The 15,884-nt window shown below is 32.5% G+C and carries 17 protein-coding genes; 4 read left to right on the top strand and 13 right to left on the bottom strand.

All coding sequences use genetic code 11. The features are described 5' to 3' along the window. Nucleotide 1: 1 nt before the first annotated feature. The 13 genes from IDG66_RS12295 to IDG66_RS12235 all read right to left on the bottom strand — a co-directional run bounded on the left by IDG66_RS12295 (nt 2) and on the right by IDG66_RS12235 (nt 12,391). Nucleotides 2–421 carry a DUF4064 domain-containing protein gene (locus IDG66_RS12295; protein WP_001080462.1) on the bottom strand — a complete coding sequence of 140 codons (420 nt, stop codon included), beginning with the start codon at nt 419–421 and terminating at the stop codon, nt 2–4. 282 nt (nt 422–703) lie between these two features. Beyond that, nucleotides 704–1,723, bottom strand: a complete 1,020-nt coding sequence (auxB, locus tag IDG66_RS12290; RefSeq protein ID WP_000145499.1) for a lipoteichoic acid stability factor AuxB — start codon at nt 1,721–1,723, stop codon at nt 704–706. A 73-nt stretch (nt 1,724–1,796) separates the two neighbouring features. Next, nucleotides 1,797–2,870, bottom strand: coding sequence for an ABC transporter substrate-binding protein (locus tag IDG66_RS12285; RefSeq protein WP_000819690.1), 1,074 nt, complete (start codon nt 2,868–2,870; stop codon nt 1,797–1,799). Further along, on the bottom strand, nt 2,870–3,679 hold the full coding sequence (locus tag IDG66_RS12280; protein WP_000872390.1) for an ABC transporter permease: 810 nt from the start codon (nt 3,677–3,679) through the stop codon (nt 2,870–2,872). Before IDG66_RS12280 ends, IDG66_RS12285 begins: the two co-directional genes overlap by 1 nt. Before the next feature lie 5 nt (nt 3,680–3,684). Beyond that, nucleotides 3,685–4,482 (bottom strand): ABC transporter permease, encoded by a 798-nt coding sequence (locus IDG66_RS12275; protein WP_001246559.1) that lies wholly within the window; start codon nt 4,480–4,482, stop codon nt 3,685–3,687. Beyond that, nucleotides 4,475–5,569: an ABC transporter ATP-binding protein gene (locus IDG66_RS12270; RefSeq protein WP_000433551.1), complete on the bottom strand. Its 1,095-nt coding sequence runs from the start codon at nt 5,567–5,569 to the stop codon at nt 4,475–4,477. Before IDG66_RS12270 ends, IDG66_RS12275 begins: the two co-directional genes overlap by 8 nt. A 12-nt stretch (nt 5,570–5,581) precedes the next feature. Continuing rightward, nucleotides 5,582–6,121, bottom strand: coding sequence for a helix-turn-helix domain-containing protein (locus IDG66_RS12265; protein WP_001020625.1), 540 nt, complete (start codon nt 6,119–6,121; stop codon nt 5,582–5,584). Nucleotides 6,122–6,264: 143 nt separating this feature from the next. Continuing rightward, a complete protein-coding gene (locus IDG66_RS12260; protein ID WP_000455597.1) occupies nt 6,265–6,540 on the bottom strand; it encodes a UPF0223 family protein in 276 nt (91 codons plus the stop codon). A 167-nt stretch (nt 6,541–6,707) separates the two neighbouring features. After that, entirely contained in the window at nt 6,708–8,114 is a 1,407-nt protein-coding gene (gene lpdA, locus IDG66_RS12255; protein WP_000260117.1) for a dihydrolipoyl dehydrogenase, read from the bottom strand. 3 nt (nt 8,115–8,117) lie between these two features. After that, nucleotides 8,118–9,410: a dihydrolipoamide acetyltransferase family protein gene (locus IDG66_RS12250; RefSeq protein ID WP_000863440.1), complete on the bottom strand. Its 1,293-nt coding sequence runs from the start codon at nt 9,408–9,410 to the stop codon at nt 8,118–8,120. 90 nt (nt 9,411–9,500) lie between these two features. Next, on the bottom strand, nt 9,501–10,478 hold the full coding sequence (locus IDG66_RS12245) for an alpha-ketoacid dehydrogenase subunit beta (protein ID WP_000068176.1): 978 nt from the start codon (nt 10,476–10,478) through the stop codon (nt 9,501–9,503). 3 nt (nt 10,479–10,481) lie between these two features. Then, complete coding sequence (gene pdhA, locus IDG66_RS12240) at nt 10,482–11,594, bottom strand: pyruvate dehydrogenase (acetyl-transferring) E1 component subunit alpha (protein ID WP_000035320.1); 1,113 nt, start codon at nt 11,592–11,594, stop codon at nt 10,482–10,484. 170 nt (nt 11,595–11,764) lie between these two features. Beyond that, complete coding sequence (locus IDG66_RS12235) at nt 11,765–12,391, bottom strand: YkyA family protein (RefSeq protein ID WP_000668339.1); 627 nt, start codon at nt 12,389–12,391, stop codon at nt 11,765–11,767. Nucleotides 12,392–12,755: 364 nt separating this feature from the next. On the opposite strand from IDG66_RS12235, the gene def reads away from it, so the two are divergent. The 4 genes from def to rnjA all read left to right on the top strand — a co-directional run bounded on the left by def (nt 12,756) and on the right by rnjA (nt 15,704). After that, nucleotides 12,756–13,307, top strand: coding sequence for a peptide deformylase (gene def / locus IDG66_RS12230; protein ID WP_000957036.1), 552 nt, complete (start codon nt 12,756–12,758; stop codon nt 13,305–13,307). Nucleotides 13,308–13,637: 330 nt separating this feature from the next. Then, nucleotides 13,638–13,760, top strand: coding sequence for a hypothetical protein (locus IDG66_RS12225; RefSeq protein ID WP_001788599.1), 123 nt, complete (start codon nt 13,638–13,640; stop codon nt 13,758–13,760). A 28-nt stretch (nt 13,761–13,788) separates the two neighbouring features. Continuing rightward, nucleotides 13,789–14,007 carry a DNA-dependent RNA polymerase subunit epsilon gene (locus IDG66_RS12220; protein WP_000257888.1) on the top strand — a complete coding sequence of 73 codons (219 nt, stop codon included), beginning with the start codon at nt 13,789–13,791 and terminating at the stop codon, nt 14,005–14,007. Next, nucleotides 14,007–15,704: a ribonuclease J1 gene (rnjA, locus tag IDG66_RS12215; RefSeq protein ID WP_000811375.1), complete on the top strand. Its 1,698-nt coding sequence runs from the start codon at nt 14,007–14,009 to the stop codon at nt 15,702–15,704. The genes IDG66_RS12220 and rnjA overlap by 1 nt, the downstream gene beginning before the upstream one ends. Nucleotides 15,705–15,884 lie beyond the last annotated feature (180 nt).

Raw genomic sequence — 15,884 nt, 5'->3', positions numbered from 1 at the left:
ATTAATGATAAATATACTCATCGTCCTTATGTGTAGTTTCTTTTGATTCTTTTTTAGAAATCAACATAATCATCACGATAACCCATAAGACAATTGCAATTAAATTAAGAGCCATCAAACTTACAATTATCGCGATAACAAAAAGTATAATCGATAATTTTCTACGTCCTTTAATACAAATTGTCGCAAATATACCATAAAGTGTTGAAATTAATAAAATAATTGCTAATGCACCCATTGTTGTCTGAAGCATATCTAAAGAAACCTTGCCACCGTTCTGAGATAATTGCTTCGCTAATTCTTCACGTTGTGATGCATTACCACTTTTTAAAGAAAAATAGGATAGCCCCATAACTAATAAATAAATAATACTAATACTATTTGCAATCCAAGCCATGATTAATTCAGGTTTTCTATTCATCTTAAAATCCTTTCTTTGTTTAATATTTTAATAAGTATACTACGAGCCTATAGATATACGCACATTAAATTACTTGTATATTAACATATTTTTCATCTAATTTTTATAATAAACATCTGAATTCAGATTGATGATAATTTAGGTGTATAGTAATGAGAAATCGTCATTTAAAATTATGACACCTAAACACTTTAATTAAACGTTATCGATAATTAACCTCATATAAAAACCCAGATTAATAAGCAAAAGACCTCTGCTTACTAATCTGGGTATCATCAATATTTATTCTTGCTCTTTTTTGTCCTTAACTTCACTTGAATTGCGTTCTTCAGAAATATCATTGTTGTAAATTTGACGTCGCTCTTCAAAATTCATTCGACGTTGACTAACTGCGCTAGGTTGATTTTTCCTACGTTCTTTCATTCGTTGGTTATAAGCTTTACGTTTTTCTTTTTTCTTAGCTTTAATTTCAGCTTTTTCTCGCTTTTGTTGTGCTTTCAATTCTTTTGGATCAACTTCAGGTTCTGCATAATAACCATCATCTTCAATACCTAGTTCTTCAGTACTTTTTTGTTTGTATTTAGCCTGTCTGGATAATACTGATGGTTCTTCCTCAGTGCGCTCATCATGATTATATTCACTTTCAACTGCACGTTTAGGAAATTGATCATATTTATCTCTTTCCTGTTCTTGATCATATACAGTATTTGATTTATCCAATTCTTTTTCATATTTAGGCACATCATAATAATCATCTTTCGGTTGGGGGCGCTCATACACAGGTTCACGATAATCATAAATCGGTCCGTTATACTCTTCATAATATTGTGGCGCAACCATTTCAACTTTATCTTTTCTTATAAATAGCATCATCGCAATAATAAAGAATAATATCGGAATGATTAAAGTAACGATAAGTAAAACTAAAGGAATCGTTACAATTGCTGATATTAAGAATAAGAAACCTGACAAGATTCTTATATTCATAGATATGAGAGCTAAAAATGAAATCAACAAACAAACAATAAAGTAAACGATAATAGCCCATATACCATTTTGTAACCATATTACAAATTGTGTTGTATTATAGCCATTTCCAGCTAATAATTGCTGGATAAATGCATTATTGTTTAATGTATTTTCAAGATTAGCAATCGATGTGTTATTACTGAATGAAACAAGTGCTATAAACATCGTAATGACAGTAAGCACTAATAACATCACCCAACATAACCAACCTAGAACTTTTTCAGTTAATCTACTTACTGGACGTTTAATTTGAGTAAATTGTTCTCCAGTCATTCGTTACAACTCCTTATAGTACTTATCCCGTTATTATAACTAAATATACAGTAAATAACTACTATTTATGATTTTATTTTAATGACATTTTGAAATTCAAAAAGTTTTCATTGTATTCACTTAAAACTTCAGGTCCTAAATCTTTATAAACTTCAAGGCGTTCTTGCTCTTTCTTAGTCGGATAAAAACGATGGTCGTCTTTAATCTCTTTAGGCAACAATTGTCGAGCAGCCTTGTTTGGCGTTGCATAGCCTACGAATTCTGTATTTTGCTTGTTATTTTTAGCATCTAATAAAAAATTCATAAATTTATATGCACCCTCTTTATTTTGTGCCGTTTTTGGAATTACCATATTGTCGAACCATAAATTCGATCCTTCTTTAGGAATAACATAATTATATTTATCCCCTTCTTGCACTAGAGGTGCTGCAACACCACTCCAAACAACCGCTATGTTACCTTCATTTTGTTGAAGCATCATGGTAATTTCATCACCTACGACACCTCTTACTTGTGGTGCTAGTTTGGTTAAATCTCGCTCTGCTTCTTTTAAATGGTGCGAATTACGGTCATTAAGATTATACCCAAGTTTATTCAAACTCATGCCTATAATCTCTCTAGCACCGTCAACTAGTAAAATTTGGTTTTTAAATTTAGGATTATACAATGACTTCCAACTATCAAATGATTCATTTGGATACTTTTCTTTATTATATAAAATACCTACAGTTCCAAAGAAATAAGGTAAAGAATATTTATTGCCTCTATCAAATGACATATTCATATAATCTGAATCTAAATTTTTAATATTAGGTACCTTATTATGATCTATTGGTAACAATAAATGATCTCTTTTCAATTTTTGAACTGTATATTCACTAGGAAAAGCAACATCATAATGTGTACCGCCATTGCGAATTTTGGCTTCCATCGCTTCATTTGAATCGAAAGTTTCATAAACGACTTGAATGCCAGTTTCTTTTTCAAATTTCTTAATTAACTCTGGATCAATATATTCGCCCCAATTGTATACGTAAATTTTTTGATTTGTATGCACTTGTTCTTTAGATTTAAACCAATGACTTAAAGTAAGACAAAGCATACCCACAACTAATGCACCTATAATGAGTTGTAAAAAACGTTTCATTATTTTACACCTCGCTTGATTAGTTTTTTCTTATTTATCACGTATTGAATCAAATAATATCCTAGTATTCCTAATACAATAACAGCAAACAGTAATGTTGAAATCGCATTAATTTCCATACTAATTCCTTTTCTCGCCATAGCATAAACTTCAACTGATAACACACTAAAGCCATTACCAGTAACGAAGAAACTTACTGTGAAATCGTCTAGTGAATAAGTTAAAGCCATAAAGAATCCTCCTATAATAGAAGGTAAAATATTAGGAATAATAATGTTGCTTAATAATTGTGGTTCAGTCGCTCCTAAATCTCTTGCAGCATTTAACATATTATTATTCATTTCATACAGTTGTGGTAAGACGATAATCACAACTATAGGTATGCAAAATGCAATATGAGATATTAGAACTGTCCAAAATCCTAAACCAAGACCAGTAAAATGGCCAATCGTTGTAAACATAATTAAGAATGATGCACCTATGACAACGTCGGATGATACCATCAAGACATTATTCAATGTTAGTAAAGTTACTTTAAACTTTTTATTTCTTAAATAATAAATAGCAATGGCACCAAATGTACCAATAACTGTAGAAATTGAGGCTGCTAAAAGTGCTACAGCTATCGTATTAAAAATGACCGACATTAAATGATCATTTTGAAATAATGATTGATAATGCTCTAATGTAAAATGTTCAAAGTGAATCATATTACCAGCCGAATTGAATGAATAGAACATTAAAAAGAATATTGGGATGTATAAAATCGCTAAAAGTATCCCGATATACAGCTTTCCATACCATTTCATATGATTCACCCTCTCCCATTAGATGATTTTGTAATGATTAAAATGAATGCCATAAATACAATTAAGAATATAGCTATAGTTGATCCCATACCATAATTTTGAATTGTTAAAAATTGTTCCTCTATTGCCGTACCTATATTTATGACTTTATTACCTGCAATTAATCTTGTAATCATAAATAATGAAAGTGATGGAATAAAGGTTACTTGAATCCCAGTCATAACACCTTCTTTTGTTAACGGCATGATTACTTTTCTAAAAGTATAGAAAGGACTGGCACCTAAATCACTTGAGGCCTGCAATAAATTATTAGGAATTGCTTTCATGCTATTAAATATAGGTAAAATCATAAATGGTATATAAATGTAACTTGCCACTACTAAAAACGCACCAGTTGTAAATAACAAATTGAATGATGGTAAATTAAATAAGTGGAAAAATTGATTAATCACGCCATCATGACTTAATAAACCTATAAAAGCATATGTCTTTAACAATAAATTTATCCATGTTGGAATAATCATTATCATTAATAAGATATTTTGAAATTTCGAACGAGTAATATAATAGGCAGCTGGATAACTGATAGTCAAGGTAATAATTGTTATTAAAGCGGCATATAAAATTGAATATGCAAACATTTTCAAATATTTTGTAGTAAAAATTTGTTGATAATTCGTGAAACTAAAATGTCCATTGATATCTAAAAATGAAAAATAAATGAGTAATACAACTGGTACAATAATAAATATAACCATCCATAGTAAATACGGGATTAAGAGAAATTTATTAGTATTACGCATTGTCTACTTCCTCATAGCTTTCAATACGTTTATCAAATTCTTCTTCTGTTTCTCCAGGAACCATAATATGAATGGCTTCAGGATCAAAATAAAGACCAACTTCACTGCCTACTTCAGCTTTTTTAGTCGTTTGTATTACCCATTCATAACCTTTATTGTCTATACAACATATTTCATAGTGGACCCCTCTAAATAACATAGAATCAACAGTTGCTTTAAATAATCCTTCTTCAGCTTTGATTAATGATATATCTTCTGGTCGAATAACGACTTCTACTTTTTTATTTTCAGGAATACCCATATCGACACATTCGAAATCTTGCCCATAAATATTCACGACATAATCTCTAACCATGCGCCCTTCAACAATATTAGATTCTCCAATAAAATCAGCTACAAATCGATTCACTGGTTCGTCATATATATCTGTTGGTGTGCCAAATTGTTGAATTTTCCCATCTTTTAATACAAAAAGAAAGTCACTTAATGCTAACGCTTCTTCTTGATCATGTGTTACAAATATAAATGTAATACCTAATCTAGATTGCAATTCTCGTAATTCATATTGCATTTCAGTACGCAATTTCAAATCTAATGCGGATAAAGATTCATCTAACAATAATATTTCTGGTTCATTTACGATAGCACGTGCAATTGCAACACGTTGCTTTTGTCCGCCACTCATTTCATTAATATTTCTTTTTTCATAACCTGAAAGTTTTACTAATTTTAATGCCTCAGTTACTTTTTGATCAATTTCGGTTTTTGATAATTTTTTTAATTTCAAACCAAAAGCGATATTATCATAGACGTTTAAGTGTGGAAATAATGCATAATCTTGAAAGACTGTATTCACTTTACGTTTATTTGGTGGTAAATTACCAATTGGTTTGTTTTGATAAATCACTTCACCACTGTCAGGATATTCAAACCCTGCAATTAATTTTAAAATTGTTGTTTTACCACAACCTGAAGGACCTAATAATGTATAAAAGTATCCTGATTCAATATCAATATCTATGTCATCTAAGATATTAAGATCATCATAGCTTTTACTAACTGATTTTAATGATAATAACGGTTCCAAATAAGATCCCCCCTATAAATATGAAGCTGTCGCTACAATAAGTATTCGTGTTTCATTGTTTGATTCGTTTGACAAACGATGATTATCTCGTGCTTTAAAATACAAAACGTCTTCTTCTTGTGCTTGATATATCTCTTTGCCTAAATTAAGTGTTATCTGACCTGACATACAATAAATAAACGTATCAGACTCTGATGGATTAAAATTTTTATATGATGCTCCAGGCTTTAAAGTTAATATTAATGGCTCCATATCATATTCATTTGACTTTGAAACTAACCAATTTAATATATAACCTTCATCATACTCATCATAAATAACTTGTTCTTCCTTCTTGTATAATACTTTTTCATTTTCACTGTCTTTAAAAAATTCACTTGGCGTCGTTCCTAACACCTCTATAATATTTAAGAAAGTTTCCATACTTGGTGAGGCATGTTCACTTTCTATTTGTGAAATGTAGCCTTTCGATAAGTCTGTACGTTCAGCAAGTTCTTCTTGCGTTAAATTTTTAATTCTTCTAAGATTTTTAATTTTATTACCTATGTTCATTTATTTTTCCACCTAAAAAAGCTATATTAAGTTTACTTTTATCAAACATTTTGTTTAACACTTGATAAAGGTATCAAAATATAGCTTTATTAGCAATAGTTTTAAAGAAAAATTCCTATTAAATTGTATTAATTTCGAACGAATTATTTTTTAGCTGTTACTCTTTGTTCTTCAGAGTGAGTTTTTACATCTTGAACTGCTTTGTAACTATTATAGCCACTACTTTTTTCGAAAGTATTAAAAATTTGTTTTTCCTCTGCTTTAGCAGGCACAATTTCTTTAAATCTTTTATATGCACCCATAAAGTCGCCTGCCGTCACGCCGGATTCATAATACTTCTCTACATGATTAAAGAAATTTATCACTGAAATCATCTCTTCATTACTCCAGTCTAAATCAATTGGATACTCATATTCCATTGTTGAACCCTCCATTTCAATTCTTTTGTTAGCATCGCTAGTATAACATGCATGTCACATGTTAACGATATCTCAAATCAATTTCCTTACATTACTTTACCTAAAACAAAAAAGCCGTAGCATATGCTACAGCTTTTAATGACTGAATCTTTATAGATAATCAGTTATTACATTGTATGGATTGGGTATCCGATAGCTTTTTCTGCTGCTTCCATAGTCATCTCACCTAATGTTGGATGTGCATGGATTGTTAATGCGATATCTTCAGCATTCATACCAGCTTCAATTGCTAAACCTAATTCAGAGATAATATCTGATGCACCAGTACCAACTACTTGAGCACCGATTAAAGTATCATCTTCTTTAAGTGTAATAAGTTTAACAAATCCGTTAGTATCATCTAATGATAATGCACGACCATTTGCTGCATATGGGAATTTAGAAGCTTTAATTGCTAAACCTTCTTCTTTAGCTTGCGCTTCTGAATAACCAACTGTAGCTAATTCTGGTTCAGTAAAGCATACTGCTGGCATACCAATGTAATCAACTTCAGCAGCTTGACCATCAATTGCTTCAGCAGCAACTTTAGCTTCATAGCTAGCTTTGTGAGCAAGTGGTAAACCTGGAACGATATCACCAATTGCATAGATATTGCTGATAGACGTACGGCTTTGTTTATCAACTTCTAATAATCCACGGTCAGCGAATTTAACACCTAATTCTTCTAGGCCTAATTCGTCTGTGTTTGGACGACGACCTACAGTTACTAATACATAATCAGCTTCGATTGTTTTCTCTTCGCCTTTAGCTTCATAAGTAACTTTAACTCCGTTATCTGTTTCTTCAGCTGATTTAGCCATAGCTTCAGTAACGATTTCAACACCTTTTTCTTTCATACCTTTTTTAACAGGTTGTGTCATTTGTTTTTCGAAGCCACCTAAGATATCTTTAGCACCTTCAAGGATGGTTACTTCTGAACCAAAGTTAGCAAATGCTGTACCTAATTCTGATCCAATGTATCCTCCACCAACTACAACTAATTTACCTGGTACTTCTTGTAAGTTTAAAGCACCTGTTGAGTCGATAACACGTTTACCGAATTTGAAATTAGGAATTTCAATTGGTCTTGAACCTGTTGCAATGATTGCATTTTTAAAGTTGTATGTTTGTGCGCTCTTTTCGTCCATAACACGTAAGCTATTGTTATCTACGAAATATGCTTCACCTTTAACGATGTTAACTTTGTTACCTTTAAGTAAGCCTTCAACACCACCAGTTAATTTATTAACAACTGATGATTTGAATTCTTGAACTTTTTGGAAGTTTAAAGAAACACTTTCAGCAATAACACCTAAGTTTTCAGAATGTTGTGCTTCAACAAAACGGTGAGAAGCATGTAGTAATGCTTTTGAAGGAATACATCCTACGTTTAAGCAAACACCACCAAGATTACCTTTCTCAACGATTGTTACTTTTTGTCCTAATTGAGCTGCACGAATTGCTGCAACGTATCCACCAGGACCTGCTCCGATTACTATAGTATCTGTTTCAATTGGGAAATCTCCAACTACCATGTTTTACCCCTCCATTAATAATAATTCTGGATTATTTAATAAACGTTTAATGTGATTCATTGCATTTTGGCCAGTTGCACCATCAATTTGTCTGTGGTCAAAGCTTAATGATAATGCTAATACTGGTGCTGCAACAATTTCTCCATCTTTAACGATAGGTTTTTGAGCAATACGGCCAATTCCTAAGATTGCTACTTCTGGGTGATTGATAACTGGAGTGAACCATTGTCCACCAGCTGAACCGATATTACTGATTGTGCATGTAGCACCTTTCATTTCATCGGCTGTTAATTTACCATCACGTGCTTTAACAGCTAATTCATTAATTTCATCTGAAATTTGGAAAATAGACTTACGATCAGCATGTTTAACAACAGGTACTAATAATCCTCTATCAGTGTCTGCTGCAATACCGATATTCCAGTAATGTTTATGAACGATTTCACCAGCTTCTTCATTGAATGAAGTGTTAAGTGCTGGGTATTTTTTCAATGCAGAAACAAGTGCTTTAACAACATAAGGTAAGAATGTTAACTTAGTACCTTGTTCAGCTGCGATTTCTTTAAATTTCTTACGGTGATCCCATAATGCTTGAACATCAATTTCATCCATTAATGTTACATGAGGTGCAGTATGCTTAGAGTTAACCATTGCTTTCGCAATTGCTCTACGCATAGCAGGGATTTTTTCAGTTGTTTCTGGGAAGTCGCCTTCTAATGTTACTGCTGCAGGTGCTGCAGGAGTTTCAGCAACTTCTTCACTTGTAGCTGAAGCAGCTGATTCATTTGAAGCTGTTGGTGCACCACCATTTAAGTATGCATCTACATCTTCTTTTGTAATACGACCATTTTTACCAGATCCAGAAACTGCTTTAATGTTAACACCTTTTTCACGTGCGTATTTACGTACTGAAGGCATTGCTTTAACAGTTCTGTTTTCATCTACTTCTTCAGTTTGAGTAGCTACAGGTGCTTGCTCTGCTGGCGCTTCCTCTTTCGCAGGTTCTTCTTTAGATGATGAATCATCATCATGACCTTTAAATTGCATATCTTCTGCATCAGGTGCATCGATTTTAACAATAACGTCACCAACTACAGCTACTGTACCTTCTTCTACCATAACTTCTTCTACAGTACCAGATACTGGTGATGGGATTTCTACTACTGATTTATCGTTTTGTACCTCAGCTAAAACATCGTCTTCTTCAATAGTATCTCCAGCTTTAACAAACCATTTTACAATTTCACCTTCGTGGATACCTTCCCCGATATCGGGTAATCTAAATTCAAATGCCACGTTTTTGCCCTCCTAAGATTTCGTAAATTAAACATTTCATTTTAATCAATGAGACTAAAATACGCTAACTTCGTTAACTTTTAAAATGTATTAAAATTCTAAAGTTTCTTTTGCTTTTTCGATGATGTCATTTTTGTTTGGTAACCAAACATTTTCAGCTTGAGTGAATGGATAAATTGTATCTGCTGCTGCAACTCTTCCAATAGGTGCTTCTAATGAAAGGATTGCACGTTCACTTAATTCAGCTACAACTGCTGCACCAACACCAGCTTGACGTTGTGCTTCTTGAACTACAACTGCACGACCAGTTTTTTCAACTGAAGCTACAATTGTGTCAACATCGATTGGTTGAACAGTACGTAAGTCAATTACTTCAACAGAATAACCATCTTTTTCAAGTTCTTCTGCAGCTTTCATTGATTCTTGAACCATTGCACCGTATGTGATGATTGAAATGTCATTACCTTCTTTTTTCACATTAGCCTTACCAATGTCAATTGTATATTCTTCTTCAGGTACTTCTTCACGGAATGAACGATACAATTTCATATGCTCTAAGTATACGACTGGGTCATTACTTCTAATAGAAGAAATTAATAAACCTTTCGCATCGTATGGGCCTGAAGGAATAACAACCTTTAGACCTGGAGATTGAGCTAAAATACCTTCTAAGTTATCTGCGTGTAATTCTGGTGTGTGTACGCCACCACCAAATGGGCTACGAATTGTTACAGGTGCAGTTTTAGTACCGCCTGAACGGAAACGAGTACGTGCAATTTGTCCAGCAATCGCATCAAATACTTCGAATACGAAACCTAAGAATTGTACTTCCATAACCGGACGGAATCCTTCAACTGCAAGACCCATCGCTAAACCACCAATACCTGATTCAGCTAAAGGTGTATCGAATACTCTATCTTCACCAAATTCTTTTTGTAGTCCTTCAGTAACACGGAAAACACCGCCGTTAACACCAACGTCTTCACCAAAAATTAAAACATCTTGGTCATTTTTAAGTTCAGTTTTAAGCGCATCATTAATCGCTTGAACCATTGTCATTTGTGCCATGGCTTACTTCGACTCCTTCTCTTTGTAAATTTCATATTGTTCTGCTAAGTTTTGAGGCATATCTTCATACATAATTTCCATTAGAGAAGTAACAGTTTGTTTTTCAGTGTTATCAGCCTCTTTAATTGCTGCTTTAATATCAGCTTTTGCACGTTCAATAACTTCATTTTCTTTGTCTTCATTCCATAAACCTTTGTTTTCAAGGAATTTACGGAAACGTACTAATGGGTCTTTTTTCTCCCATTCAGCATCTTCGTCTGAAGTTCTGTAACGAGTTGGATCGTCACCAGCCATTGTATGAGGACCATAACGATATGTCATAGTTTCAATTAATGTTGGACCTTCACCTGCAACTGCGCGGTCACGTGCTTCTTTAGTTGCTTGATATACAGCTAACGCATCCATACCATCAACTTGGATACCAGGAATACCTACAGCAATTGCTTTTTGAGCTAATGTTTCAGCAGCAGTTTGCTTGCTTCTTGGTGTTGAAATTGCATAGTTATTGTTTTGAATAACGAAAATTGCAGGTGCTTTATAAGCTGCTGCAAAGTTAATACCTTCGTAGAAATCACCTTGTGAAGAACCACCGTCACCAGTGTAAGTGATTGCAACTGCATTTTTACCACGTTTTTTAAGTGCAAATGCAACACCAGCAGCTTGAATGTATTGTGCACCGATAATAATTTGTGGGCTTAATGCATTAACGCCTTCAGGGAATTGATTTCCTTTGAAGTGACCTCTTGAGAATAAGAAAGCTTCAGTTAATGGTAAACCATGCCAAATAATTTGAGGAACATCTCTGTATCCCGGTAAAATGTAATCTTCTTTTTCTAAAGCGTATTGTGACGCTAATTGTGATGCTTCTTGACCAGCAGTTGGTGCATAGAAACCTAAACGTCCTTGTCTGTTTAATGAGATAGAACGTTGATCAAGGATACGAGTCCATACCATTCTTTCCATTAATTCCACTAATTGTTCATCCGTAAGATCAGGTACTAAGTCTTCATTTACGACGTTACCATTCTCATCCAAAATTTGAACCATTTCAAATTTCGATTGAGTATCATTTAAAACTTTTACTGCATCGAATTGGGCTTGTAACTTAGGAGCCATTCAATTCACCATACCTTTCCCATAATTGTATAGAAATTCATTTTATCCTTAATAATTGTACCACAAATAAATGGGACTGTTAAACCATTTGAAAAAGTTCTGTTTTAATAAAAAAAGATACAGATAATAGGAACTGTATTAGTTGTTTCCTACCATCTGTATTATATTAATTATTTAAATTGATCAACGTCTTGCTTTTCTTTACCAACCTTATTTAGTACTTTTGTATACTTATCTGATACTTCTTTTAACTTTTTATAGTTCTGTTCTATTGCTTTTGATTTTTCGTTAACACCTTGTTGTGTCGCGTCATTTTGATTTAAATATTTAAATAATGTTTTCTCTGAGTTTACAGCCTTTTTATATGCTTTCGCGTAATCACTGTGTAACTTATATTTTTCTTTTAATACATCATCTAATTGTTTTACTTCTTTACGTTTAACATCATTATCAATGTTATCAACGTGACTTTTTGCTTTCTTAAAGTCTTGTTCAGACTTCTTAATTGCGTCTTCTTCTTTTTCAAATTCCTTTAGACGATCATCGGCATTTTTAATTAAATCCTTTACTGCTTTACCGCGAACTGCTGTATCTTTACTATTGACATCTTCAGTTAATTTTTTCTTTTTCTCATCTAATTCAGCAATTTTCTTACCAACAGTTTTAATTGGTTCTTCATCGTCTTTAATTTTATCCACTTGCTTTAAATATGCCTTAATTTCTTTTTTATCCGTAGTACATCCTGCAAGCAAGACACTAGATGCTAATACTACTGCGATTGTTTTTCCAAATTTCATTACTTGTACCTCCACTTGCTATTTAAATTAAATGATAAATAAAATCTGCTTGGAAATCAATTTTAAACAATTACATTACACATCTTCATTACTAAGTATATCTGTTGACAGTTACGTCATTTATAATATAATTTTTAAAGTCAAGATGATAAATAAATTTCTAAAGTATCATTGCTTGAAACCAACACTTTAATCATTTTTTAAGCAATTAGCATATCTGAAAATTTACATATACTATCTAAAATAAACATTGGCAGTAGTTGGTTAACTTTGTAGATATTTACACATAAAAATGTATGAGTATCTTAACAACCTTTTTACTGTCATTCAACTAAAACAAATTAAAATAAGGAAGGTGCAATATATGTTAACAATGAAAGACATCATTAGAGATGGTCATCCAACTTTGCGTCAAAAAGCAGCTGAGTTAGAATTACCATTAACTAAAGAAGAAAAAGAAACATTAATCGCCATGAGAGAGTTTTTAGTAAATAGTCAAGATGAGGAAATCGCGAAACGATATGGTTTACGTTCAGGCGTTGGTTTGGCTGCACCTCAAATTAATATTTCTAAACGTATGATTGCTGTTTTAATACCAGATGATGGCAGTGGCAAATCTTATGACTATATGCTTGTGAACCCAAAAATTGTAAGTCATAGCGTTCAAGAAGCTTATTTACCAACTGGTGAAGGTTGCCTTAGTGTCGATGATAATGTTGCTGGTCTAGTTCACCGTCATAATAGAATTACAATTAAAGCCAAAGACATCGAAGGTAATGATATACAATTACGTCTAAAAGGATATCCAGCAATTGTTTTCCAACATGAAATTGACCATTTAAATGGTGTAATGTTCTATGATCACATTGACAAAGATCACCCATTACAACCACATACAGATGCTGTAGAAGTTTAAAGCACATTTTTACTAATTATCAAAGCTTAGGATAAATATTATGTCCTAAGCTTTTTCTTGTACAACTTTTTCGAATAAACAACAGTTAAATATATTCACCTTTCTACCAAACTTTTTATCCCCTCATTTAAATTTTACCGTTTCATATAAAATCCTTTAATTCTTTCTTAACATTAATTTATAATCTCTACATTTATTTTAATAAATAGAACTGCACATTTATTCGAAATACTTCGATTTCTAGTGAGATAAACTGCTTTATTTATTATCATTCATCATGTAAAATAAGATTTAACTGAAATTTTAGTGTTATTTCACTAATTTTTTAAAATGAACGACATGATGAACCTAGTTATTAACCAAATCGTTATTAAGTTACATTATAGAGATGATTGGAATGAATTTATCGATATATACTCCAATACGATTTTACTAGGGTTAACAATAAATTAAACAAACATTCTTAGGAGGAATTTTTAACATGGCAGTATTTAAAGTTTTTTATCAACATAACAGAGACGAGGTAATTGTGCGTGAAAATACACAATCACTTTATGTTGAAGCTCAAACAGAAGAACAAGTACGTCGTTACTTGAAAGATCGTAATTTTAATATCGAATTTATCACTAAATTAGAGGGCGCACATTTAGATTACGAAAAAGAAAACTCAGAACACTTTAATGTGGAGATTGCTAAATAATGAAACAATTACATCCAAATGAAGTAGGTGTATATGCACTTGGAGGTCTAGGTGAAATCGGTAAAAATACTTATGCAGTTGAGTATAAAGACGAAATTGTCATTATCGATGCAGGTATCAAATTCCCAGATGATAACTTATTAGGGATTGATTATGTTATACCTGACTACACATATCTAGTTCAAAACCAAGATAAAATTGTTGGCCTATTTATAACACATGGTCACGAAGACCATATAGGCGGTGTGCCCTTCCTATTAAAACAACTTAATATACCTATTTATGGTGGTCCTTTAGCATTAGGTTTAATCCGTAATAAACTTGAAGAACATCATTTATTACGTACTGCTAAACTAAATGAAATCAATGAGGACAGTGTGATTAAATCTAAGCACTTTACGATTTCTTTCTACTTAACTACGCATAGTATTCCTGAAACTTATGGCGTCATCGTAGATACACCTGAAGGAAAAGTAGTTCATACCGGTGACTTTAAATTTGATTTTACACCTGTAGGCAAACCAGCAAACATTGCTAAAATGGCTCAATTAGGCGAAGAAGGCGTTCTATGTTTACTTTCAGACTCAACAAATTCACTTGTGCCTGATTTTACTTTAAGCGAACGTGAAGTTGGTCAAAACGTAGATAAGATCTTCCGTAATTGTAAAGGTCGTATTATATTTGCTACCTTCGCTTCTAATATTTACCGAGTTCAACAAGCAGTTGAAGCTGCTATCAAAAATAACCGTAAAATTGTTACGTTCGGTCGTTCGATGGAAAACAATATTAAAATCGGTATGGAACTTGGTTATATTAAAGCACCACCTGAAACATTTATTGAACCTAATAAAATTAATACCGTACCGAAGCATGAGTTATTGATACTATGTACTGGTTCACAAGGTGAACCAATGGCAGCATTATCTAGAATTGCTAATGGTACTCATAAGCAAATTAAAATTATACCTGAAGATACCGTTGTATTTAGTTCATCACCTATCCCAGGTAATACAAAAAGTATTAACAGAACTATTAATTCCTTGTATAAAGCTGGTGCAGATGTTATCCATAGCAAGATTTCTAACATCCATACTTCAGGGCATGGTTCTCAAGGTGATCAACAATTAATGCTTCGATTAATCAAGCCGAAATATTTCTTACCTATTCATGGTGAATACCGTATGTTAAAAGCACATGGTGAGACTGGTGTTGAATGCGGCGTTGAAGAAGATAATGTCTTCATCTTTGATATTGGAGATGTCTTAGCTTTAACACACGATTCAGCACGTAAAGCTGGTCGCATTCCATCTGGTAATGTACTTGTTGATGGTAGTGGTATCGGTGATATCGGTAATGTTGTAATAAGAGACCGTAAGCTATTATCTGAAGAAGGTTTAGTTATCGTTGTTGTTAGTATTGATTTTAATACAAATAAATTACTTTCTGGTCCAGACATTATTTCTCGAGGATTTGTATATATGAGGGAATCAGGTCAATTAATTTATGATGCACAACGCAAAATCAAAACTGATGTTATTAGTAAGTTAAATCAAAATAAAGATATTCAATGGCATCAGATTAAATCTTCTATCATTGAAACATTACAACCTTATTTATTTGAAAAAACAGCTAGAAAACCAATGATTTTACCAGTCATTATGAAGGTAAACGAACAAAAAGAATCAAACAATAAATAATCAAAAAGCTACTAACTTTGAAGTGAAGTTTTAATTAAACTCACCACCCATTGTTAGTAGCTTTTTCTTTATATATGATGAGCTTGAGACATAAATCAATGTTCAATGCTCTACAAAGTTATATTGGCAGTAGTTGACTGAACGAAAATGCGCTTGTAACAAGCTTTTTTCAATTCTAGT

Source organism: Staphylococcus sp. EG-SA-18 (assembly GCF_017151825.1).
GTDB classification, from domain to species: Bacteria; Bacillota; Bacilli; order Staphylococcales; family Staphylococcaceae; genus Staphylococcus; species Staphylococcus aureus.
The sequence above is the reverse complement of the archived record's forward strand: the minus strand, read 5'-3'. Positions and strand labels throughout refer to the sequence as shown.